Genomic DNA, 21,965 nt, shown 5'->3' on the forward strand with positions numbered 1-21,965 from the left:
GGATTCGGGCACTACCCCCGAGTAGTGGAAGATGTCGCGCATGTCACGCGGAGTTCTCGTCAGGTTCCTTCTCGTGCTCGGCCTGCTGGCCGGGTGCGTGGCCCTGAGCCTCAACAAGGAGCCCAACCTCGGTCTCGACCTCCGGGGTGGGGCGCAGTTCGTCTTCCAGGCCGAGGGCACCGAGGAGACGCCCGCCAACGCGGAGAACGTCGACAAGACCATCGCGGTCCTGCGCGGCCGCGTCGACGCGCTCGGCGTCGCCGAGTCGACGCTGGTGCGCCAGGGCGAGGATCGCATCCTCGTCGAGCTGCCCGGTGTCTCCAGTGATGAGGAGGCGCAGGAGGCCGAGGACCAGATCGGCAAGACCGCCCAGCTGACCTTCCACGAGGTGCTCCGTGTCGTGGAGCCGGGCACCGAGCCGAAGAAGGAAGGCAACCTCGTCCTGCCGAGCGACCAGGGCGACACCCTCGAGATCGGCCCGACCAAGATGACCGGCCAGGAGGTCAAGGGAGCCACCGGCACCCAGAACCAGGACTCGGTCGACTACGTCGTCAAGCTCGACTTCACCGGCAAGGGCGGCGACGTCTGGGCCGACATCACCGGCGAGGCCGCGTGCAACCCGCCGGGCGACCCCAAGCGCCGCGTCGCGATCGTGCTCGACGGGGAGATCATCACCTCCCCCCAGGTCGACCCGAGCGTCGGCTGTGAGGTCGGTATCCGCGGTGGCGCCACTGACATCGACGGCCAGCAGAGCCTCGAGGAGGCCAAGGAGCTGGCCACCCTCATCGAGGGCGGTGCCCTGCCCCTGGAGCTCAAGGCCGTCTCCGACCGCCTCGTCGGCCCGACCCTCGGTGCCGCCGCGATCGACGCCTCGATTCAGGCCGGCATCATCGGCCTGATCCTCACCGGCCTCTTCATCATCGTCGTCTACCGCCTCGTCGGCGCGATGGCCACGATCGCGCTGGCGACCTACGCGTTGCTCGCCTACGCGATGCTGCTCGCGCTCAACTCCACGCTGACCCTGCCCGGGCTCGCGGGCTTCGTGCTCGCGATCGGCATGGCGATCGACGCCAACGTCCTCGTCTTCGAGAGAGCGCGGGAGGAGTACGCCGAATATCCCTCAGCGGGGCTGCGGCGCGCCCTGATCGTCGGCTTCAACAAGGCGTGGACCGCGATCATCGACTCCAACGTCACCACGCTGCTGGCCGCCGGGCTGCTGTTCTTCCTCGGCTCCGGGCCCATCAAGGGCTTCGGTGTGACGCTGTCCATCGGTGTCATCGCCTCCATGATCTCCGCACTGATCGTTGCGCGCGTGCTCTGTGAGCTCGCCGTCGCCAACCGCCCGGTCCAGCAGCGCCCGGCGATCAGCGGTCTCGGCAACGTCGGCAGGGTCCGCACCTGGCTCGACAAGTCCGACTTCGACATCATGAAGCGCCGGGCTGCCTGGATCGCGGTCTCCGGGGCCGCCCTCCTGATCGCCATCCTCGGCATCGTCGTCAACGGCCTCAACCTGGGCGTGGAGTTCACCGGCGGGCGCCAGCTCGACTACTCGGTCTCCAAGGAGATCTCGATCGACGAGGCGCGCGACGCGGTGGAGGAGGCCGGGTTCCCGACCGCCGTGGTGCAGACGGCCGACACCGCAGACTTCACGGTCCGCACCGGCGAGATCTCCAACGAGGAGGAGCAGGCGATCGAGGACTCCCTGGCCGCCATCGGTGGCGAGGTCGACAAGATCGACGACCAGACCATCGGCGCGTCGCTCGGTGAGGAGCTGCGCAACAACGCGCTCATCGCCTTCGGTGTGGCGTTCCTGGCCCAGCTGCTCTACCTCGCGTTCCGGTTCAAGTGGACCTTCGGCGTCGCCGCGGTGCTCGCGATGTTCCACGACGTCATCCTCGTGGTGGGCCTGTTCGCCTGGCTGGAGAAGCCCATCGACGGCATCTTCCTGGCGGCGGCGATGACGATCATCGGTCTCTCGGTCAACGACACGGTCGTGGTCTTCGACCGCATCCGCGAGCGCTGGTACGCCTCCCGCCCCGACGACTCGTTCAAGGCGATGGCCAACCGTGCCGTCATCGAGACGGTGCCGCGCACCATCAACACCGGCCTCGGCACGATGTTCATCCTGGCGGCCCTGGCCGTCCTCGGTGGCGACAGCCTGCGCGACTTCTCCATCGCGCTGCTCGTCGGCCTCATCGTCGGTACCTACTCCTCGATGTTCACCGCGACCCCGATCCTCACCTACTTCCAGGAGAAGTGGCCGATGAGCCGGGTCAAGAAGGAGAAGGTCGCCCGCGACCCCGAGGACTCCGGCGCCGTCGTCTGACCGGCGAGTCGGCGCGAACACCCGCCGAGTCGGCGCAAACCTCCCGCCGAATCGGCGCAAACCTCCCGCCGAGTCGGCGTCAACCGATCGTCGAGTCGGCGTGAGCCAGCGCGGAGGTCCCGCTGTGGATGGCGTACGACGCTCTGTCGGCGCCGGCCCGTAAGGTTCTCTGGTGCCTGAAAGCGTTCTTGCGTCCTCGACCGTCGCCGAGGTGTTGACCGCCGCGGTGGCGGCGTTGGGCGGCCAGCAGCGCGACGGGCAGGTGCGGATGGCCGAGGAGGTCGCCGCGGCGATGGAGTCCCACCGCCACCTGCTGGTGCAGGCCGGGACGGGCACCGGCAAGTCGCTGGGCTACCTCGTGCCCGCGCTGCTCCACGACAAGCGGGTCGTGGTGGCCACGGCGACCCTCGCCCTGCAGCACCAGCTCGTCGAGCGCGACATCCCGCGCCTGGTCGAGGCGGTCAAGGGCGTCGACGGCGTCGACACCTCCCACGCCGTGCTGAAGGGCCGCTCCAACTACGCCTGCCTCCACCGCATCCGCAACGGCGTGCCCGACGACCAGGGCACGCTGGTCGACGTACCGATGGGATCGATGGCCGAGAAGGTCCTCGAGCTGCGCGCCTGGGCGGAGGAGGAGTCCGAGGCCAAGGGCACGGGCGAGCGCGACAACGCTCCACGCCACACCGACCGCGAGTGGCGCCAGGTGAGCGTCAACCACCGCGAGTGCCTGGGCGCGGCCAAGTGCCCGTTCGGCCAGGAGTGCTTCGCCGAGCTCGCGCGCGAGAAGGCCCACCGCTCCCACCTGATCGTCACCAACCACTCCCTCCTCGCGATCGACGCGATCGAGGAGGTGCCGATGATCCCCGACTACGACACGGTGGTCATCGACGAGGCCCACGAGCTCACCGCCCGGGTGACCCAGGCGGCGACCGACGAGCTCGCGGTGGCCGACGTGGAGCGTGCGGCCAAGCGTGCCAATCGCTGGCTGGCAGACGTCGACGGCGACCCGATCGGCGACCTCGAGAGTGCCGCCGACGACCTCTCCGACGCCATCATCGCGACGTCACCGGGGCGGATCGACCTGGTCCCCGAACAGCTCGGTGAGGCCCTGGCGCGGGTGCGCGACGCCGCCCGCGGGTGCATCTCCGCCTTCCCCAAGGAGGGCGGCGAGGGCGATGCCGACGCCGGCCGCACCCAGGCGCGTGGGCTCCTGCAGGAGGTCTTCGTCAACGCCGAGCGGATGGCGAGCGGGTCGGCGGCCGACGTGCTCTGGCTCAACGAGGCCCGCGACCGGATCCCCGCTCGTCTCCACGTCGCGCCCCTCCAGGTGTGGGGGCCGATGCGAGACAAGCTCCTCACCGACAAGACGGTGGTGTTCACCTCGGCGACGTTGATGCTCGGGGGTGACTTCGGAGCGGTGGCGACCTCGCTCGGCCTCAAGCCGGCCGAGCGCGTGCTCGACGGCGGCTCCGACCCCGAGGGGGATGGTGTGCTGCCCTGGCGCGGCATCGACGTGGGCTCGCCGTTCGACTACGGCCAGCAGGCCATCCTCTACGTCGCCCGCCACCTGCCGCCGCCGGGCCGCGACGGCCTGGGTGCCGCCCAGCTCGACGAGATCTGCGAGCTCGTCGACGCAGCCGAGGGCCGCACGCTCGGGTTGTTCTCCTCGCGCCGTGCCGCCGAGGCAGCTGCCGAGGTCGTACGCACCCGCCTGCCCCACCTCACGACGCTCGCCCAGGGCGACGCCCAGCTGCCCGAGCTGGCCAAGCAGTTCGTCGAGGATCCCCACACGTGCCTGTTCGGCACGCTGTCGCTGTGGCAGGGCCTCGACGTGCCGGGCGAGACATGCCAGCAGGTGATCATCGACCGCATCCCGTTCCCGCGGCCTGACGACCCGCTGATGTCCGCGCGCGCCAAGGCCGCCGACGCGATGGGCCGCAACGGCTTCATGGAGGTCTCGGCGACCCACGCGGCCCTGCTGCTCGCGCAGGGCGCCGGACGCCTCATCCGCACCACCACCGACCGCGGGGTCGTCTCGGTCCTGGACCCGCGGCTGGCGACCGCGAGGTACGGCGGATTCCTCAAGGCGTCGCTGCCACCCATGTGGACCACGACCGACCCGGCGCTGGTGCGCAAGGCGCTCGCCCGGCTGGCCGCGGGCTGATCAGAGGCTGCGCAGCACCGCCGTCACGACGCCGAGGATCGTGGCGTTGTCACCGGGGATCGGGTCGTAGGCGGCGTTGTGGGGGAGCAGCCACACGTGGCCGTCCTTGCGCTGGAAGGTCTTGACCGTCGCCTCGCCGTCGATCATCGCGGCGACGATCTGGCCGTTGGTCGCGGTCTGCTCCTGGCGGATCACCACGTAGTCGCCGTTGCAGATCGCCGCGTCGATCATCGAGTCACCGGAGACCTCGAGGAGGAAGAGCGTGCCGTCGCCGACGAGCTGCTTGGGAAGCGGGAAGACGTCGGTGACCTGCTCCTCGGCGAGGATCGGGCCGCCGGCGGCGATGCGGCCGACGAGCGGGATGTTGAGCGCGGTGGGGGCGAGGTCGCCGATGCCGGTCTCGTCGACCGAGGACTCCTCGGCCGAACCCATGGCCTTGCGCGCTGCCATCACCTCGGGCAGGAACACCTCGAGGGCGCGCGGACGGTTGGGATCGCGCTTGAGGAAGCCCTTGCCCTCGAGGACGCGCAGCTGGTGGGCGACGCTGGAGGAGGACGTCAGGCCCACGGCCTGCCCGATCTCGCGCATGCTCGGCGGGTAGCCGCGCTGCTCGATGGCGTCCTTGATGGTGGCGAGCACGCGCTGCTGGCGAGGCGTCAGGCCGGTGGCGTCTGGCGGTCCGTCGGGCATGGCCACGACCTTCGCGTCGGGGCCCTGGGAGCCCGGTGCGTCCTTCTTCGCCATGGTGGCGCCTCCTGCTGATCGAGTGTGTCCCCACCGTAGCCATCGCCGGGCCGTTGATCAAACATCTGTTCGAAGCGTGTTGCCCAGGATGCCCTCGTGTTTGACCGGCCCTTCTTGGGGGGAGGGTGCCACCCGTGACTCGACGACTTCCCGCTCTCACCTCGACCCTCGCCGTGGCCTCGACCATCTTCGTGACGGCCCTCGGCTTCTCCTCGTCGCCGGCGGCCGGCGCTGCGCCCGCGCTGGCCGAGGAGGCGAGCGGGCAGCTGCTCGTCATCCTCGACGTCTCCGGATCGATGGAGCGCAAGGACGCCTCCGGCACGACGCTGATGGCCGGCGCCCGCGAGGCGGTGCGCGACTTCGTGGGCTCGGTGCCGGGTGAGGTCGAGGTCGGTCTGCGGCTCTACGGCAGCGAGTACGCCGGCGACGCCAAGGCGCCGGGCTGCCGTGACACCGAGCTCGCCGTACCCATCGCCCCAGCGTCGGAGTCGGGTGATGAGATCGTCGCCGCGGTCGAGCAGGCGAGGCCGACCGGCTTCACCCCGATCGGGCACTCCCTGACCCAGGCGGCCGACGACTTCTCCGCCGAGGGCGAGCGCTCGATCGTGCTGGTCAGCGACGGCGAGGACACTTGCGGCGACCCGACTCCGTGCAAGGCCGCCAAGCAGCTGGCCCGCGACGGCATCGAGGTCCGCGTCGACACCGTGGGCCTGTTCCTCCAGGACAACGCCGCCGCCCGCAAGCAGCTCGAGTGCATCGCCGACGCGACCGGTGGCACCTACGTCCCTGCCGACGACACCGCAGCGCTCACCGAGCAGCTCAGCGCAGTCTCGAGCCGGGCGATCTCGCGATTCCAGGCAGCGGGTGAGGAGGTCGACGGCGGCCCCTCGCAGGTCCAGGCGACTCCGGTCGAGCCCGGGACGACGTACGTCGACGACATCGTCAACGGCGAGGCGCGGTGGTACTCCATCGACCTCGAGGTCGGGCAGAGCATCGCGGTCACCGCCACCGACGACGGCACCGCGGAGTACGGCTGCTGCCTGGCCTACGAGCTGAACAAGCCCGACGGCAGCCGGCTGGACCGGTGGGGCCACTACAGCGAGGGCACCGCCACGACAGCCCTCGTCGACTCGCCGCTCGAGGACGGCGTGTCCGAGGCCGGCACCTACTTCTTCGCCGCGATCCTCGACGACACGACCTCCGACGAGGAGTACGGCGCCGTGGAGTACCAGTTCACCGTCGAGGTCACCGACGTCGCGATGCCGACGGAGACGGCGACCCCCTCCGACACCGCCAGTGCGACGCCGACCGAGACCCCGTCCAACGGCGGGTCCGAGGCGGCCGACGCGGCTGCCAGTGACGCCGAGGACGGTGTCCCTGTCGTCCTGTGGGTGGTGGTGGGCGTGCTGGCTCTGGCCGTCCTGGGTCTGGGCGCGCTCGTGCTGGTGCTGCTGCGGAGGATGAACGCCTCGCGGCCCTGAGAGGTTGCGCCTAGCCCTGCTGGGGGCTCGAACATTTGTTCGCTACGGTGCTTGCATCGTTCGAACACCTGCTCTATCGTCGTACACATGTTCGATCGAATCTCTGATCGAGTCCGACCCACTGTCGGTGGCTCGCTCTAGACATTCCCTCGACATCAACGACCGGCTGAACTTCCCCAGGAGGCCACCATGAGCACCCTCAGCATCTCTCCCACCTTCCGCACCGCCGCCCCGCGTCGCTCGACCGTGCGGCTGACCCGTCGGGGTCGGGTGGTGGTCGTGCTCGCCGGGCTCCTGGTCGCGCTCGCTGCGGCCTTCTTCCTCGCCGCCGGCGCCGTCGGCACCGAAGAGGCCGGCACCGCACCGGCCACCGAGGTCGTCCAGGTCGCCCCCGGCGACACGCTGTGGGGGATCGCCAGCGACGTCGCCGACGACGGTGACGTGCGCGCCATGATCACCGAGATCGAGCGACTCAACGCCCTCGACTCCGCCGCGGTCTCCGCCGGCCAGAAGCTCCGCGTCCCGGTCGCCACCGACTGAGCGACCGCAGCACCACAGACCTCCACCGGTTGCTTCGACCCCAACCGGTGGACCAGGGGAAGACGAGGGGCGGGCCTACGCGGCCCGCCCCTCTTCGCTTGCGCTGATGGTTGAGCCGCGACCGGCTCCCCTCGGTGGTTGAGGTCCGGGCGGTGACTCGGTTGATGTGCGAGCGGCTCCCCTAGGTGGTTGCGGTGCGAACTCGCGAGCCTCGAAATCACCCGCCATCCCCGCAGGTTGTCCACAGGACGATCTCCGCGGGTCCCGCAGAGGTGTCGTTGTCGCTAGGTTCTCTCGCGTCATCGCTGTTCTCGGGAAGGCATCTGATGTCCGTACGACGCGCGCTCGTCGCCACCGCCCTCGCTCCGCTGCTCGGGCTCGCCCTGGCCGGCTGTCAGGAGGCCGAGCCCTCGCCCAAGATGCCCTCCACGTCTGCCGCGACGCCCACGCCGACCGAGACTGCGACAGCTGAGCAGGAGACTCCGGAGGAGTTCATCCGGCGTTGGCAGGCAGCTTCGGACAAGATGCAGGTAAGTGGTGAGACGGCTGAGTACTCCAATATGTCGCCCCAGTGCAAGCCGTGCCAAGACTTCGTCGAGACTGTGAGAAGCGTCTACCGAGCGGGAGGTCATGCTGAGTTCGACGGGTCGACGATCACGAAACTCGTCCGGGTGGAGGACGAGGTGCCGACCTTCGAGCTAACCAAGACCGTGCCTGAAACGGTGGTGTATGACGCCAAGGGTGAGACGCGAACCTTCCCGCCGGGGAAGGCCACCATTTCGATCACGCTGGCCAAACGCCAGGGGGAATGGGTCGTCGCGCACTTTGGGTTCGTCTGATGATCCGAACTGGCGGCTGTGCTATCTGGCTCGGACTATGTGTCGCGCTCCTGCAGCTTGTCGTTCTCTCGCCGTCCGAAGCAAGCGCGGACGAACCCGCTTCCTGCGTCCAGGTGGGGTGGGAGCAGGTCGACGCAAACTGCAATTGGACCTACGCGGAGTACCTGGAGACGTCTTCCTCGGACAGCGCGCACAAGTGGGTCCTACTCCCTCTTTGTGTCGATCCGGCACTCGGCAGCACGTGTTCAGTTCAGCCCTGCGTGTCCAACGGTGTTCCGGGCTTCATGTACGCCGTATCGCGGGACGGTGTGCAGGTGGGAATGACCTGCGCGCCAACCGACGTGGCCCCAGGGCCCTCTCGCGAACAGGTGCTGCAGAGCTTCAAAGAGCTGCAATGGCCCAGCTCGACGGCCGTAGTCCAGCCAGGCGGTGGTCAGACATTGGTCAACCTCGAGACGATCTTCTACACGACGAACGCCGCACCCACGTCGAAGACGGTGAGTATCGCCAAGACCGACGTCCAGATCATCGCCACCCCGGTGTCGTACACCTGGTCCTTCGGCGACGGCACCACCTTGTCCACAACGACCCCAGGCGCGCCGCACCCGTCGCGCGAGGTCACGCATGTCTACACCAGCACCGACGACGTTGAGGCAAGCGTCGCGACGACCTACTCGGGCACGTACAAGATCGGCAACGGCGACTGGCAGGACCTCGGCGAGACCCACACCGTCCCCGGGCCCGTGACAGAGCTTGAGGTCCTCGAGGCCAAGCCGCAGCTTGTCCTTCGCTGATCCGGCGACGCTTTCGTCACGACGCCAACTGTCCATCAACAGCACAATCACTCGGGGAGACACCATGGCCATTGGCCGAACCATGTCCTGTCCACGTTCGAATCGCGCTGTGCCGCGCGTGCTTGTCGGCATTGTCGCGGTCGCTGCTGCTTCTGCCGGCTGCAGTTGGTCCGGCGGTAACGCGGAGTCGGAGGCGGCACCAGTGTCGTCGGATTCCTCCGCCACGGTTCTCCCTGCTGATCCGCGTCAGCTCACGAAGGCATCCCGAGCTTGGACGCGCGAGATCCCGGTCGTCGGGCAGCCAGAACTTGCCGGAAGTACGGCGCTCGTTCTCGCGCAGGCGCCTGGCGATCGGCTCAAGCTCATGGGTCTCGACGTGGAGACAGGGCGCACCCTGTTCGAAAGCTCGTATCACCCAGGGGGACTGCCCTCGGGTGTTCAACTCGCGCCCAGGTTCACCCAGCTCGCTGACGGCAGATACGTCGCGCTACTCCGCAGCGCCGAACCGGGGCCTCGCGGCTCGTTCGTTACGGCGTTGGACGTGCGCACCGGAAACGTGGTGGCGGAGGCGGCACTCGTGAGCGACGACTATGACGCGTGTGCTGACGGGCACGACGTGTGTGTCTCCGGTTGGCAGGGCTCGCCGGACTTCTACGGCATCGCCGAGGGCAGGGGGCCACAGCGTTGGGATCTCAAGACGGATCGCATGGTCGAGAGTCGTGGCTACCAAGATGCGATGGCGATCGGGCGTGACCTGTTCTGGTCGGGGGAGGGCTCGACTGCCCACCTCTCGAGGATCCGCGGGTATCGCAGGCCGAGCTGGAGCGTGCCTGTCGGTCAGGTGTTTCGCGAAGGGTCGAGTACCAGCGCGGGGTGGTCCTTCGAGTACGACGAGCCGGAGGATGTGTACGTCGGTGGGGTTGGTCGGCCAGCCTCGAGTGGACTCCTCGCGCGCTACCGACGCGGCCATCGGGTGCGCTTCCCGTTGGTGAGCCGATACGAGGCCGTAGGTGTCGACGGTGAGACGGGCGAGCGGCTCTGGCGCAAGCGAGGCGCGAATCCTTGGTGTGAGTTCGCCCGAGGCGCGTCTGAGGCTCGCACGCTGTGCATGATTGAGGGCACGAGCGTGCAGAAGATGGGGGAGGACGCCCAGGTCAAGGGCATCTCCATGTCCATCAGCGGAGTAAACCCTCGGAGCGGAGCAGCGACGTGGAGTGTCCCCCTCAGCGAGGCAGGCGCTCGTCGCGCCTACATGGATGAGGTTGTGCCCCTGACTCCGTACGGCGGAGTCGTCGAGTCCGCCCGTGGGCAGCTGATCAGTGTCGACACGCGCGATGGCAGGTTGATGGCTGTCAGCCCGGACGCCGTCTTGTTGTGCGAGCGGACTTCGGACGTCAAGGCCTACGGAGTGACACGCTCCAACCCCGTGTATCGACTCTGCACGCCGAGTGGGAAGCCCGCCGACGGACCTCTCTCGCTCTGGGGAGCGATGGCAATCGAAGGATCAGGTCATCTCCGAGTGGTGTCGCAGCAGGGGCGGGTCGTCGCGTACGACGTCCCCGACTAAGTCGTGGATCACTCGCCAATGCCGCGAGCATCCAGGGACCTAGGCCCGTCTCGGAGACCAAACCGGCCAGGAGAGCGGCGACCGACCCCGCCATACTCACGAACATGACCGCTCCTGACGCCACCGGCCAGACCGAGATCGCTGCCTCGCCCGAGGCGGTCTACGCATTCCTCAGCGACCCGGCCCGGATGAGCGAGATCGCGGAGGAGACGGTGAAGGTGCTGCGTCGCGACTCCACCGCAGGGCAGACCGGCTCGCGATTCCTCGGGGTCAACCGCAACGGCAGACGCGTGTGGCCGACGATCGGCAAGGTGACCGACGCCGACTCGGCCCGACGGTTCGCTTTCGAGGTCGAGGCGGTTCCGGGTGTGCCGGTGGCTCGCTGGCAGTACGACATCGAGCCCACCGCGGCTGGCTGCCGCGTGGTCGAGAGCACGTGGGACAAGCGGCCACGGTGGTTCGTGCCGGCGACGAGGCCGATCACCGGTGTGGCCGATCGGGTGAGCGTCAACGCCCGCAACATCGAGACCACGCTGGCTCGGCTCAAGGCCAGGCTCGAGACCGGCGCCCAGGCGTAGGAGCGACTCAGCGAGCCGCGCGCTTGCCCCCCGCGGGGCGAGGTCCCGGGGGTGGCACCGGGGGAGACCCGTCGGGGTCGTCCGGCGGGGTGATGCCGAGGGCCCGCATGAGCCGGGCGACGAGCATCAGCCCGAAGAAGAGGCAGGCGATCGCACCGAGGCAGGCGAGTGCCATGAAGCCCCAGGCGCTGCCGCCACCGCCGTCGCGGGCCGCCGTACCGAAGTCGATGGCGGCGTAGACGAGGTAGCCCCAGGCGACGACGCACAGGGTGATGGCGGCGCACGTGAGCAGGGCTTCGCGGTTGAGCTTGCGGGGCGGCGGAGCGGCGCGACGGGAGCCTGCTCGCTTGCCTGTCGTCGCCACGCCTGCATTGTGACTGATGGGGCACAAGTGCGGGCCGGAAGCCCGGAACGCAGGGGTCGACACGCCGCGAACTCGGGGTGACCCACGTCACTGACCTGCGGTTTTCCGGGGTGGAACGAACCACTTCGACAATTTGGCGGGGTTCGCTTGCCAAGCCTGCAGACGGCACGTACGGTTACCACTACATCTAGTAGTTACACCGTTGTGGTTTTCCACATCTAGTTCACAAGAAGCGGTCCTGTTCACACAGGGAAGGCCCCGTTCTCCACAGGAATCGGGCCGAGATCCACAGTGTTGAAGATGATGCAGGGCACCACCGACAGCGACACCGACAGGCCAGGAGAGGGGGATCCGCGATGCACTGCCCCTACTGCCGTGACACCGACACCCGGGTCCTCGACAGCCGCGTCGCCGACGACGGTGGATCGATCCGCCGCCGCCGCACCTGCTCCTCCTGCGACCGCCGCTTCACCACCGTGGAGAAGATGCAGCTGACCGTGCTCAAGCGGTCGGGTGCCACCGAGCCGTTCAACCGCGACAAGGCGATCGCCGGTGTGCGGAAGGCCTGCAAGGGCCGTCCCGTCACCGACGCCCAGCTCGCCTGCCTCGGGCAGGAGGTCGAGGACGCCATGCGTCTCTCGGGCCAGGCCGAGTTCGCCGCCCACGAGATCGGCCTCGCGATCCTGAGCCCGCTGCGCGCCCTCGACGAGGTGGCCTACCTCCGCTTCGCGAGCGTCTACCGCGCCTTCGAAAACGCCGAGGACTTCGAGAAGGAGATCGAGATCCTTCGCCTCGAGCGCAACGCCCAGGCTGGTTTCGAGACGGGACTCCGTCCCTCGACCAGCGAGGCGCATTCAGCCCCGACGGGCTGACCCCAGAACGGCCCGGCAGGTAGTGGGGAAGCTGCCTGCCGGGCTTACCAACCCCGCGGACCAGGTCCGCAGAGCACACCCATCACCCGCCCGTGCAGGCACGAAGGAGAACCACCCATGACCGAGACGGTGAACACCGGCGCCGCACGCAAGGGCAAGGGCCTCAAGCTGGAGCGCGTCTTCAGCACCAAGGGAGTCCACCCCTATGACGCGATCACGTGGGAGCGCCGTGACGTCGTCCAGCAGAACTGGAAGACAGGCGAGACCGTCTTCGAGCAGCGCGGCGTGGAGTTCCCCGACTTCTGGTCGGTCAACGCGAGCACGATCGTCACGACCAAGTACTTCCGCGGCGCCGTCGGCACCGACGCCCGCGAGTGGAGCCTCAAGCAGCTCATCGACCGGGTCGTGAAGACCTACACCAAGGCCGGCATCGACAACGGCTACTTCGCCGGCGACGCCGACGCCGAGACCTTCGAGCACGAGCTGACCTGGCTGCTGGTCAACCAGTACTTCTCCTTCAACAGCCCCGTCTGGTTCAACGTCGGCACGCCCTCGCCGCAGCAGGTCAGCGCCTGCTTCATCCTGAGCGTCGACGACTCCATGGACTCGATCCTCAACTGGTACAAGGAAGAGGGCTTCATCTTCAAGGGCGGCTCCGGCGCCGGCCTCAACCTCTCCCGCATCCGCTCGTCCAAGGAGCTGCTCTCCAGCGGCGGCACGGCATCCGGGCCGGTCTCCTTCATGCGCGGCGCCGACGCCTCCGCCGGCACCATCAAGTCCGGCGGCGCCACGCGTCGCGCGGCCAAGATGGTCGTCCTCGACGTCGACCACCCCGACATCGAGGAGTTCGTCGAGACCAAGATGAACGAGGAGCACAAGATCCGTGCCCTTCGTGACGCCGGCTTCGACATGGACCTCGGCGGCAAGGACATCACCTCCGTCCAGTACCAGAACGCCAACAACTCCGTCCGCGTCACCGACGAGTTCATGCGCGCGGTCGAGGACGGCACCGAGTTCGGCCTCAAGGCCCGCGGCACCGGCGAGGTCATCGAGACCGTGGACGCCCGCGGCCTGTTCCGCAAGATCTCCGAGGCCGCCTGGTCCTGCGCCGACCCCGGCCTGCAGTACGACGACACGATCAACGACTGGCACACCAACCCCGAGACCGGCCGCATCACCGCGTCCAACCCCTGCTCGGAGTACATGTCGCTCGACAACTCCTCGTGCAACCTCGCCAGCCTCAACCTGCTGAAGTTCCTCAAGGACGACGACACCTTCGACGCGGCGCTGTTCGCCAAGGCCGTCGAGTTCATCATCACCGCGATGGACATCTCGATCTGCTTCGCCGACTTCCCGACCGAGGCGATCGGCGACACCACGCGTGACTACCGCCAGCTCGGCATCGGCTACGCCAACCTGGGCGCCCTGCTGATGGCGATGGGCCTGGGGTACGACAGCGACGGCGGCCGCTCCATGGCCGCGGCCATCACCTCGTTGATGACCGGCACCTCCTACAAGCGTTCGGCCGAGCTCGCCGCGATCGTCGGTCCCTACGCCGGCTACGCCCGCAACGCCGACGCCCACAAGCGCGTCATGCGCAAGCACCAGGCCGCCAACGACGTCGTACGCGTCCTGCACACCGAGGACAGCCGGGTCCACAAGCTCGCCACCAAGGCGTGGGCCGACGTGGTCAAGCTCGGTGAGAAGAACGGCTTCCGCAACGCGCAGGCCTCGGTGCTCGCGCCGACCGGCACCATCGGCTTCATGATGGACTGCGACACCACCGGCATCGAGCCCGACTTCTCCCTGGTGAAGTTCAAGAAGCTCGTCGGCGGTGGGTCGATGCAGATCGTCAACCAGACGATCCCGCGGGCGCTGAAGAAGATGGGCTACCAGCCCGAGCAGGTCGAGGCGATCGTCGCCTACATCGCCGAGCACGGTCACGTCGTCGACGCGCCGGGCCTCAAGCTCGAGCACTACGAGGTCTTCGACACCGCGATGGGCGCCCGCTCGCTCAAGCCGATGGGCCACGTGCGGATGATGGCGGCCGCCCAGCCGTTCCTCTCCGGCGCGATCTCCAAGACGGTCAACCTCCCCGAGACCGCGACGGTCGAGGAGATCGAGGACGTCTACATGCAGTCCTGGAAGCTCGGACTCAAGGCGACCGCGATCTACCGCGACAACTGCAAGGTCGGCCAGCCGCTCTCCGACGGTGGCGGCAAGGCCAAGAAGGACGCCGCCGACGCCGCGGACGCAGCCGCTGCGGCCGAGACCAAGGTCGTGGAGAAGGTCGTCTACGCCCCGACCCGCAAGCGCCTGCCGAAGTCGCGCGTCTCGCGCACCACGTCGTTCACCGTGGGTGGTGCCGAGGGCTACATGACCTCCGGCGCCCACGACGACGGCGAGCTGGGCGAGGTCTTCCTCAAGCTCGGCAAGCAGGGCTCGACCCTGGCCGGTGTGATGGACGCCTTCTCGATCGCGGTCTCCATCGGCCTGCAGTACGGCGTCCCGCTCGAGACCTACGTCTCGAAGTTCACCAACCTGCGCTTCGAGCCTGCTGGCCTCACCGACGACCCCGACGTGCGGATGGCGCAGTCGATCATGGACTACATCTTCCGCCGCCTCGCCCTGGACTACCTGTCCTTCGAGGACCGCGCCGGCCTCGGCATCTACTCCGCCGAAGAGCGTCAGCGCCACCTCGAGACCGGCTCCTACGAGCCGCTCGTCGAGGAGACCGGCTCGGCCTCCGAGCTCGTCGAGGGCTCGCTGGTCGAGGACAAGGCTTCGGTGGTTGAGGAGGGCCGCCAGGCCCGTCTCGAAACCACCGACGTCGAGACCAAGGACACCCACGGCTCCGAGGCCCGCGAGGTCCCCGCCCAGGTCTCCAGCGGCCAGGCCCAAACCACCGCCGAGCTCTTCGAGAAGCTCACCGGCACCGCCGTCGACTCGCCGCTCTGCATGACCTGCGGCACCAAGATGCGCCCCGCCGGCTCCTGCTACGTCTGCGAGGGCTGCGGCTCGACCAGCGGCTGCAGCTGATCCACGCGTGCGACGGGCCCCGACCTCATGTAGGACGACAGCCTCTTCACTGAGCGAACGACAAGTGCCGCGACAAGTGCCGCGACAAGTGCCACGACAAGTGCCACCGTCAGACGACTAGCGCCAACACGTAGCCCCCGGAACTAACCGGGGGCTACGTGTCTTTCTCCGTCGGACCACAAGGCGGTACGTGATGCGCAGCCAGTCGCTGGTTCTTGGACATCGCCGGGTTCGCCGAGTTCATATGTCGGTGCCGTCGCCGATAGTTCGGCCATGGCTTGGTCAGGTCCTGTGTGGTTTCTCGACGTAGACGGCGTTGTATCGCCCTTTGGCGTCGGCGACAGTTGGGCTGGGGAGACTTTGTATCCAGGGCGACCGGGCGACATGACGGTGCCGTTCCGGCGTGATGTGATCGAGGCGATCGCGCGTCTCCATACCGACGGACTCGTAGACGTCCGGTGGTTAACGACCTGGGACAGTCATCTGCTCATGGACTGGGCGCGTGTCGGTCTCGGGCCGTTCCAAGTGATGACACTTCCCGAAGTCGGCCGCAGGCGCTGGTGGAAGGCCAACGTCGTCGAACAGTGGATGTTGGAGAACCCCGTGGGCCGCCTTGTGTGGACCGACGACGACCTGACGTCGGCGCGTCTTCGTGGCTTCGAAAAGTCACGGATGCTCACCGTGAGGCCGGAGCCGCACGTCGGCTTGACGCTCCAGGACATCGCTCGGGTCGAGCGGTGGCTCCATCCTTCGTGAACTGACGGACTTCCTTCACTTTACGAAGGATGCCTGACCGGTGCATCTGGGCCGGTGTCCGTCGGGGTCCGTGTCTAAGTGCCACGCCGTGTCGACATCACCGCGCATCTCGCCTTAAGCGAGTTGGCGGAGTTGGTCGCGGACGCGCAAGTAGGCAGCGGTCCCGTTGCGGTCGGGTGCTGGCACCCGGACCACCGGTGGATGTCCCAACGCTGGCGTGGCGAGATCGCGGAGAGCGTCGTGATAGGCGCGTTGGCGCTGGCGCCCGCCGTCACCGAACCCAACTGCTGCCTTCTTGGCGCGGTACTTGTCGGACTTCGATGCCCAGTGATCACCAAAGCGCGAGGTACTCGTCTTTGGCGAACCCGAGCGGCGCATCGTGCGGGTAGTGCTGCAGCGTTAGGCGCCGGTAGGTGGTGAAGTGCTGGGACTCGTCGATCTCGATGAAGGTGCCGGTGGGTTCGTGGAGGAAGTCTCCCGGGAGAGAGGTCATCCTCTTCGCGGCTTGGGCCTCTGGGTCCCCGCCGAGGGCTAGAAAGATGGCGTCGAGCCTGCGTCGCGCTTCGTGCGCCTGGTCCGGCAATCCGAGGTGGCCGCGTTGGTTGAGCCATGGCACGCGCGCTCGTGCAAGCACGATGCCGTCGGCTGCCGCCGCGACAGCGAACGCCTTTTCGCAATCTCCTACGGGCATGCGGTCAGCCAATCACGAGTCATCTGGGATTGGTTTCGGTTAGCGTGCAGAGGGTGACAGGGATTGCTGGTCGCCTCCCGCTGGCCGCGGTGATGGAGTTCTTGTCCGCGCGCCGTCCGGTGTTTCATTCGGAGGCGGACTTCCAGTTCGAGTTCGCCCGGGCGGTGGTGGCGCTGGATGACTCGATCGACATCCGGTTGGAGGTGCCCAAGCGCACTGAGACCGCGCGCACGTACGTCGACTTGGTGTGCGTGGGCGACCGGACCAGTTTGATCGAGTTCAAGTACGTCACCCGGTCGTGGCAGGGGCACGATGGTCGTACCCCCGAGAAGTTTGATCTGCGCAGTCACGAGGCCCTCGATCTTGCACGGCTCCACTTCATCCATGACGTGACCCGGTTGGAGGGCTGGGTGGCCACGGACGCGAACACCGACGGGTTCGCGGTGTTCCTGACCAACGACAGCCGACTGTGGGGGCGGCCAAGCACCTCCCGGGTGACGCGGGACCAAGCGTTTCGGCTGCACCAGGACCGGACGTTGTCGGGCGACCTGCGCTGGGGCACCCCAGAGAAGCGATACCCGAGGAACGACCGACCGTTGCGCGGGACTTACACCGCCGATTGGTGCGACTACGGGACGCTCGATGACAAGCCGGGCGGGACTCTGCGGTGGATGGGCTGGCACGTCACTTCCTGACGCCACCACGTGGAGTGTGGCTATTGGTCGTGCTTTATGTTGACCGGGTTCAGGGACTCCAGTACGTCGGCTGACGGGACGTAGTGCCGGTTCGCGTCTTCGACGAGCACTCCGGCCTTGAGGAGGGTGGCGATGTTGACGCGGTCAGGGTTGGACAGGCTGTGCGGACTGATTGGTGTGCGCGCCGCTCGATACAGGATCTTCGTGCGAGCCGGGGTGACGAGTCGTTGGGTGCCTTTCGTGCGTGGGTGGCGGCGGACCTTCAGTTCGGCGTCGGTGTGAAGGTCGTCTTCGGGTCGGATGGACATGAGCCCGGAGTTACGGAACACGGTCATCCCCGCAGGGGCGAGCAGGCGAGTGAGGTCGTCTGCCGCCTGGTGGACTCGGGTTGGGGACCAGTCCAGGGCGTCTGCGAGTGCGGTGACAGGGGTGGCTTGCCCGAGTGCGTTGAGAAGAGCGCCGAGCCGTGCGTGGTCGGGCGACGGGTCCGGTGCTGGCGTGTTGTCGAGGTCGTCGGTGAACAGGTGCCCTATGGGGACCTGCAGGCGGTCGGCGAGTCGAACGAGCGCGGCAACGGACAGGGTGCTGAGTGTGGGGTCGTCGCTGGTTTCGAGGCGGTTGAGGACGCCAATCTCGATGCCGCAGTCGCGAGCGAGTTGCCGCACGGCGAGGCCTCGGGAGAGGCGCAGGGTGATGAGGCGCTGCTGGTCGATGGCGGTCATGCGAGGCGCTCCAGTTTCACGATGCTGGTGGGGACGCGACGGCTGGCGATGCTGTGAGTCTCATTCAGGACGGCCTCGCCGATGTTGAGGTCGAGGTCAACGGCGGCCTGTCGTAGGTCGAGCAGGACACGCCGGTGGTTGCCCGGGAACGCCGGATCATCTGGTGCGGCCCCTTCCACGGCGCGGGCGAGCAGGACCGCGCGGAGGAAGGGCGCTGCTTCCACGGGGACGTGCCGTCCGGCGATGGGGTGGCGCGGGTCGTTGTGCCATTGAGCGAGGTCGTCAACCGTGGTGGCGCGGATGGCTTCTGGGGTGGCTTCGCCCAAGTAGAGCGCGACGGTGCCTGCGCGGGTGGGTTCGTAGTAGGCGCGCAGTCGGTCGTAGAGGTCGGGGGTGGTCTTGGAGGGTGGGAACCGGATGAGGCCGTTGCGGAGTTCGCGTTCGTCGATGTCAAGGAACCAGCCGTGCTGGTGGTAGGCGGCTTGGGCGGCTCGGGTGACGACGGTGACCTTGTCGAAGGTGGTCTGCTCCTCGATGAGTGTCTTGATGGAGTCGTGGGCAAGCGCAACCGTCAGGTTCTGCCGGGCGGTGTCGAGCGTGCGGAGCCAATCGGTGAGGCGCTGCATAGTGGAGCAGTACAGGTCGTGCACGGGCGCGAACTCGTCAGGGCGCAGTTGCCGCTTGGCAGTGGCGTAGAACGCCCAGTACTCGATGGCGGGGAGTGTCGGTTCGGCCTTGTGCCAACCTCCCACCGTGCGGATGGGGGTGATCGGAGCCTCGGCGGAGTGGGTGGCTGGAAGAGCGGGCCAGTCGACAAGGGTTGGGGCCGCCGACGCGAGGTCGCGGTACAGGCGGGTGGCATAGCCGTGATCGGTGGCGAACAAGATGTTCGTTGCGGTCGGTTGGGCCATCTCCACCAGGGCAAGCAAGTCTTCGACGGGTGTGCGCTGGCACGCGGCGACGACGAGCAGGCGAGTGCGGTGTGCGTTGAGCCAGATGGGCAGGACCTCGGCGATGCCAGTGGTGTTGCGTGGCTTGCCGGTGACGTCATCGCGTTTCCCGAGCGCGGACAGGACGTCGCTGGCGATGCCCGCCTTTCCGGTGCGGTCATGCGTGGGCACGAACACTACTGTCGACAGGTCCGTGGTAGCGATGCGTCCGATGTCTGTGACTGGCGCACCGGCCGGGGACTCGGTGACCATCACCGGATGGTCGAGGGGAGTGTTCACTGGGAACCTCGCGGCATCATCCCGAGCAGGTCGGTGACCTCGTCATCGGTCAGGGGGCGGGGGGTGGTGTCGCCGCCCCGGAAGATGGTCATGAGGTCGAAGAACTGAGCCCAACGACGGATCTCGCCGCGGAAGTAGCGGGTGTCGATGGCCTTGATGGTGGCAGCGTCGGTGCCAGCGATCGCCGGTTCCATGGCGAGAACTGCCTCGACCAGCGGCTTGCCTGCCAGTGGCGCTGCCGCGTACCTAGTGCCTGCGCGGGAGAGGAGTTCGGGCAGGGTTTGGCTGAGGTGACGTTCGAGGTTGTTCCCGCACAGCACGATGGGGGTTCCGACACCACGTGCGGTGTGGATGCGGTTCCAGATGCTGAGGATGGGCGCGAGCCCTTTGAGCCCGACGTGGTGTGCGTCGTCGATGAGCAGCGTCATCTGTTTGCGGTTGAGGGTGTCGAGGATGTCGTCGCGAATCTGGGCGGCGGTGCCGACGCCGCGGGTGCCGGTCATTGCGGTCCAGATGGCGTCCATCTGATCGCGTGAGGTGCTGGTGCCGAACATGTTGACGTAGACGGCGTCGGCTCCGATGCCTCTGGCGGCTTCAACCACAGCGGTGGTCTTGCCGACGCCGACGGGGCCGTCGATGAGGCAGCAGCCGCCGGTGCGGATCGTCAACTGCACAACGACACCGACGCCCTTGACGATGTTCGTCGGGACGTAGCGGGTGGGCCGCACGGGCAGAGTCCCACCGATGTTCACCACCGTCGAACCTGGGCTCGCCGCACTCGACTGGCCGGTCGAGTGCGCTGTTGCGTCCGGGGTTGCTGTGTCTGGCAGGTCGGTGGTGGCCGTCATGCTGCACCTTCTTCGTCTGGGTCGGGTTGGGGGTTCTGGCTGAGGCGGTCCTCCCACCTTTCGAGGCGGTTGCCGGATAGGGACGAGCCGAGGGTGTCGGAGTAGGCGACGGCGCTGTCGATGACGTCGGCGAGGTCTACTCCGTCGGGAATCTCGGGGAGGTCCGGAACGGCGGTCTCGTCCTCGTCGGGGTCGGGCGGAAGGAGTGGCCATTCGGACTCGTCGACGCCTTCCTCGCGCAGTCGAGCCCGTTCGTCCTCCACGCGCTGTCGGTCGGCCAGACGGGTGAGTCGTTCGGCTTCGCGGCGCTGCGCGGCGCGAACTGCCAGAACACCGAGGCGGTGGTGCTCGGACTGCACTGTCGACTTCGAGGCTGTGCATGCCCACTCGTCGCCGACGAACACCTCGATGTGGTGGCGGTCGTGCTCGTGGTAGCGAATGTTGACTGTGTCGACGTTCTCCTTGCGAAGTCGGGCCAGCGTGGGGTGGCCGTAGATCGCGCCGCGGATCTCGATGCCGTAGTGGTGGAGTCGTCGGCTGACCCGATGGGACATGGCGTTCACGATCGTGGTTTGGTCGGCGGCGGCGACGGGCTGGTCATCCTCTGCCCATGCCTCCAGTGGAGTCCGTCCACTGAGAGCGGAGTGGACACGGTTGTTGTACTCGCCGAAGAAGTCGCCCAGTCGCCGATCGAGCGTCTCCAAGGTGAGCAGGGACGTGACCGGTACGGGTGTGTGAAGAGCCCGACGGGTGTAGTCGTCCTCACCGCCGGGGTGGAACCCCGGAATATCGGGGGCGAAGTCCCGGTCGATGGTGCCGTTCAAGCGTTCAACGCGCCCGTTCTGCCACGACGAGTACGGCTCGGTGAACTGTCGCCCGATGTCGAGGTTGATCAGGTTCGCTGAGAGCGCCTCAGAGATGTAGTCACCACCCCTGTCGGTGCGCAGAAACTCGGGCTTGCCGCCCACGAATACGCCCTCGGGTGTGTACCACCCACGGATGCCTTCGGCGAGCAGGTCGATGTTGTCCTGGCTGTTCGGGGTGTCCGCGGTCAGGAGGTACGCCATCGCCAGGCGCGTCTTGAGGTCCACCAAGACGCTGAGCCATGGCCAGATGGGTTGGGCTCCCCGTTCGGTGGGCAGCACCCGGATGGGCAACTTCGTGTGGTCGGTGCCGTAGGCGTATCCCCGGTAGGGGACGTGTTCTACGTTGAAGTACTGATGCTTGACCATTTCCCGGTAGCCGCCGCGTGCACATGCGCGCAACGCCTCCGGCCATTCGTTGACCCTCCGCTGAAACCCCCGAAGGCTGAGACCGTCAGGAAGAACCCCCGCCATCTTGAGGTCTTCGTAAGCCTTGGCGGCAACGCCTCGGCACTTGAAGTACGCGACCTTGGCGCGGTCCTCGTCGGGTAGACACTTCTTGTACGTGCTGCCGGGCCGCTGCGCAACGGTCCGGGTCGCCCGGAACTGGCGCAGCATCTTGGACAGGTGGTCAGGATGCACGCCAAGGTGACCTGCGACCTCGACGAGTACGACGCCCGGGATGTGCCCCAGGTCATCACGAACCCTCGACAGGTGCTCCAACGCTTCGCGGCGCTGCCCGATCGAGGACCGGCTGGTCGAGCCGGTCATGTGGATAGATGTCACGCTCATGCCCACTCCTCCTCGCGTGCGCGACCAGTGACTGGGGATGCCTCGTCCAACTCCGCCGGGT

General features: G+C 67.6%; 19 protein-coding genes. 12 read left to right on the forward strand and 7 right to left on the reverse strand.

Going from position 1 to position 21,965, the window contains the following annotated elements:
* The first annotated feature begins 40 nt into the window (after window positions 1–40).
* Together secD and EXE58_RS11695 are read left to right on the forward strand one after the other, a co-directional pair.
* Window positions 41–2,326, forward strand: a complete 2,286-nt coding sequence (gene secD / locus EXE58_RS11690; protein WP_135268050.1) for a protein translocase subunit SecD — start codon at window positions 41–43, stop codon at window positions 2,324–2,326.
* Between the two features lie 169 nt (window positions 2,327–2,495).
* The gene (locus EXE58_RS11695; protein ID WP_425271679.1) at window positions 2,496–4,490 is read left to right on the forward strand and encodes an ATP-dependent DNA helicase; all 1,995 of its coding nucleotides are present in this window, start codon (window positions 2,496–2,498) and stop codon (window positions 4,488–4,490) included.
* On the opposite strand, the gene lexA is transcribed toward EXE58_RS11695, so the two are convergent.
* Window positions 4,491–5,234 carry a transcriptional repressor LexA gene (gene lexA, locus EXE58_RS11700; RefSeq protein ID WP_135268051.1) on the reverse strand — a complete coding sequence of 248 codons (744 nt, stop codon included), beginning with the start codon at window positions 5,232–5,234 and terminating at the stop codon, window positions 4,491–4,493.
* A gap of 134 nt (window positions 5,235–5,368) precedes the next feature.
* Between lexA and EXE58_RS11705 the strand changes: the two genes are divergently transcribed.
* The 6 genes from EXE58_RS11705 to EXE58_RS11730 all read left to right on the forward strand — a co-directional run bounded on the left by EXE58_RS11705 (window position 5,369) and on the right by EXE58_RS11730 (window position 11,033).
* On the forward strand, window positions 5,369–6,715 hold the full coding sequence (locus EXE58_RS11705; RefSeq protein ID WP_135268052.1) for a vWA domain-containing protein: 1,347 nt from the start codon (window positions 5,369–5,371) through the stop codon (window positions 6,713–6,715).
* Window positions 6,716–6,904: 189 nt separating this feature from the next.
* Window positions 6,905–7,255 carry a LysM peptidoglycan-binding domain-containing protein gene (locus tag EXE58_RS11710; RefSeq protein ID WP_135268053.1) on the forward strand — a complete coding sequence of 117 codons (351 nt, stop codon included), beginning with the start codon at window positions 6,905–6,907 and terminating at the stop codon, window positions 7,253–7,255.
* A gap of 326 nt (window positions 7,256–7,581) precedes the next feature.
* Entirely contained in the window at window positions 7,582–8,094 is a 513-nt protein-coding gene (locus EXE58_RS11715; protein ID WP_135268054.1) for a hypothetical protein, read from the forward strand.
* Window positions 8,095–8,354: 260 nt separating this feature from the next.
* The gene (locus EXE58_RS11720) at window positions 8,355–8,888 is read left to right on the forward strand and encodes a PKD domain-containing protein (protein ID WP_135268055.1); all 534 of its coding nucleotides are present in this window, start codon (window positions 8,355–8,357) and stop codon (window positions 8,886–8,888) included.
* 82 nt (window positions 8,889–8,970) lie between these two features.
* Entirely contained in the window at window positions 8,971–10,455 is a 1,485-nt protein-coding gene (locus EXE58_RS11725) for an outer membrane protein assembly factor BamB family protein (protein ID WP_244242538.1), read from the forward strand.
* Between the two features lie 104 nt (window positions 10,456–10,559).
* Window positions 10,560–11,033, forward strand: a complete 474-nt coding sequence (locus EXE58_RS11730) for an SRPBCC family protein (RefSeq protein WP_135268057.1) — start codon at window positions 10,560–10,562, stop codon at window positions 11,031–11,033.
* 7 nt (window positions 11,034–11,040) lie between these two features.
* Here EXE58_RS11730 and EXE58_RS11735 read toward each other — a convergent pair whose 3' ends face one another.
* Window positions 11,041–11,397, reverse strand: coding sequence for a hypothetical protein (locus EXE58_RS11735; RefSeq protein ID WP_135268058.1), 357 nt, complete (start codon window positions 11,395–11,397; stop codon window positions 11,041–11,043).
* 356 nt (window positions 11,398–11,753) lie between these two features.
* Here EXE58_RS11735 and nrdR point away from each other — a divergent pair, with 356 nt between their 5' ends.
* From nrdR to EXE58_RS11750, 3 genes are all read left to right on the forward strand, one after another.
* Window positions 11,754–12,269 (forward strand): transcriptional regulator NrdR, encoded by a 516-nt coding sequence (gene nrdR, locus EXE58_RS11740; protein ID WP_135268059.1) that lies wholly within the window; start codon window positions 11,754–11,756, stop codon window positions 12,267–12,269.
* A gap of 117 nt (window positions 12,270–12,386) precedes the next feature.
* Window positions 12,387–15,308 carry a vitamin B12-dependent ribonucleotide reductase gene (locus EXE58_RS11745; RefSeq protein WP_135268060.1) on the forward strand — a complete coding sequence of 974 codons (2,922 nt, stop codon included), beginning with the start codon at window positions 12,387–12,389 and terminating at the stop codon, window positions 15,306–15,308.
* A gap of 273 nt (window positions 15,309–15,581) precedes the next feature.
* Entirely contained in the window at window positions 15,582–16,064 is a 483-nt protein-coding gene (locus EXE58_RS11750) for an HAD domain-containing protein (protein ID WP_167288842.1), read from the forward strand.
* A 331-nt stretch (window positions 16,065–16,395) separates the two neighbouring features.
* Here the strand turns inward: EXE58_RS11750 and EXE58_RS19735 are convergent, their stop codons facing one another.
* On the reverse strand, window positions 16,396–16,755 hold the full coding sequence (locus tag EXE58_RS19735; protein ID WP_208543989.1) for a hypothetical protein: 360 nt from the start codon (window positions 16,753–16,755) through the stop codon (window positions 16,396–16,398).
* A 53-nt stretch (window positions 16,756–16,808) separates the two neighbouring features.
* Here EXE58_RS19735 and EXE58_RS11760 point away from each other — a divergent pair, with 53 nt between their 5' ends.
* Complete coding sequence (locus tag EXE58_RS11760; protein WP_135268062.1) at window positions 16,809–17,450, forward strand: hypothetical protein; 642 nt, start codon at window positions 16,809–16,811, stop codon at window positions 17,448–17,450.
* Between the two features lie 20 nt (window positions 17,451–17,470).
* On the opposite strand, the gene EXE58_RS11765 is transcribed toward EXE58_RS11760, so the two are convergent.
* The 4 genes from EXE58_RS11765 to EXE58_RS11780 are packed head-to-tail and all read right to left on the reverse strand — an operon-like array spanning window position 17,471 to window position 21,883.
* Window positions 17,471–18,172: a helix-turn-helix domain-containing protein gene (locus EXE58_RS11765; protein ID WP_135268063.1), complete on the reverse strand. Its 702-nt coding sequence runs from the start codon at window positions 18,170–18,172 to the stop codon at window positions 17,471–17,473.
* A complete protein-coding gene (locus tag EXE58_RS11770; protein WP_135268064.1) occupies window positions 18,169–19,401 on the reverse strand; it encodes a hypothetical protein in 1,233 nt (410 codons plus the stop codon). Before EXE58_RS11770 ends, EXE58_RS11765 begins: the two co-directional genes overlap by 4 nt.
* Window positions 19,398–20,249 (reverse strand): AAA family ATPase, encoded by an 852-nt coding sequence (locus tag EXE58_RS11775; protein WP_167288844.1) that lies wholly within the window; start codon window positions 20,247–20,249, stop codon window positions 19,398–19,400. The genes EXE58_RS11770 and EXE58_RS11775 overlap by 4 nt, the downstream gene beginning before the upstream one ends.
* Window positions 20,246–21,883 (reverse strand): Mu transposase C-terminal domain-containing protein, encoded by a 1,638-nt coding sequence (locus EXE58_RS11780; RefSeq protein ID WP_167288846.1) that lies wholly within the window; start codon window positions 21,881–21,883, stop codon window positions 20,246–20,248. Before EXE58_RS11780 ends, EXE58_RS11775 begins: the two co-directional genes overlap by 4 nt.
* Between the last annotated feature and the right edge of the window lie 82 nt (window positions 21,884–21,965).

The organism is Nocardioides seonyuensis (genome assembly GCF_004683965.1).
GTDB lineage: Bacteria > Actinomycetota > Actinomycetes > Propionibacteriales > Nocardioidaceae > Nocardioides > Nocardioides seonyuensis.

Bases quoted from the DNA above. Each gene is read 5' to 3' on its own strand.
- secD (WP_135268050.1), top strand. From the start codon at position 41: ATGTCACGCGGAGTTCTCGTCAGGTTCCTTCTCGTGCTCGGCCTGCTG.
- lexA (WP_135268051.1), bottom strand. From the start codon at position 5,234: ATGGCGAAGAAGGACGCACCGGGCTCCCAGGGCCCCGACGCGAAGGTC.
- EXE58_RS11710 (WP_135268053.1), top strand. From the start codon at position 6,905: ATGAGCACCCTCAGCATCTCTCCCACCTTCCGCACCGCCGCCCCGCGT.
- EXE58_RS11715 (WP_135268054.1), top strand. From the start codon at position 7,582: ATGTCCGTACGACGCGCGCTCGTCGCCACCGCCCTCGCTCCGCTGCTC.
- EXE58_RS11725 (WP_244242538.1), top strand. From the start codon at position 8,971: ATGTCCTGTCCACGTTCGAATCGCGCTGTGCCGCGCGTGCTTGTCGGC.
- EXE58_RS11730 (WP_135268057.1), top strand. From the start codon at position 10,560: ATGACCGCTCCTGACGCCACCGGCCAGACCGAGATCGCTGCCTCGCCC.
- nrdR (WP_135268059.1), top strand. From the start codon at position 11,754: ATGCACTGCCCCTACTGCCGTGACACCGACACCCGGGTCCTCGACAGC.
- EXE58_RS11745 (WP_135268060.1), top strand. From the start codon at position 12,387: ATGACCGAGACGGTGAACACCGGCGCCGCACGCAAGGGCAAGGGCCTC.
- EXE58_RS11750 (WP_167288842.1), top strand. From the start codon at position 15,582: ATGGCTTGGTCAGGTCCTGTGTGGTTTCTCGACGTAGACGGCGTTGTA.
- EXE58_RS19735 (WP_208543989.1), bottom strand. From the start codon at position 16,755: ATGCCCGTAGGAGATTGCGAAAAGGCGTTCGCTGTCGCGGCGGCAGCC.
- EXE58_RS11765 (WP_135268063.1), bottom strand. From the start codon at position 18,172: ATGACCGCCATCGACCAGCAGCGCCTCATCACCCTGCGCCTCTCCCGA.
- EXE58_RS11775 (WP_167288844.1), bottom strand. From the start codon at position 20,249: ATGACGGCCACCACCGACCTGCCAGACACAGCAACCCCGGACGCAACA.
- EXE58_RS11780 (WP_167288846.1), bottom strand. From the start codon at position 21,883: ATGACCGGCTCGACCAGCCGGTCCTCGATCGGGCAGCGCCGCGAAGCG.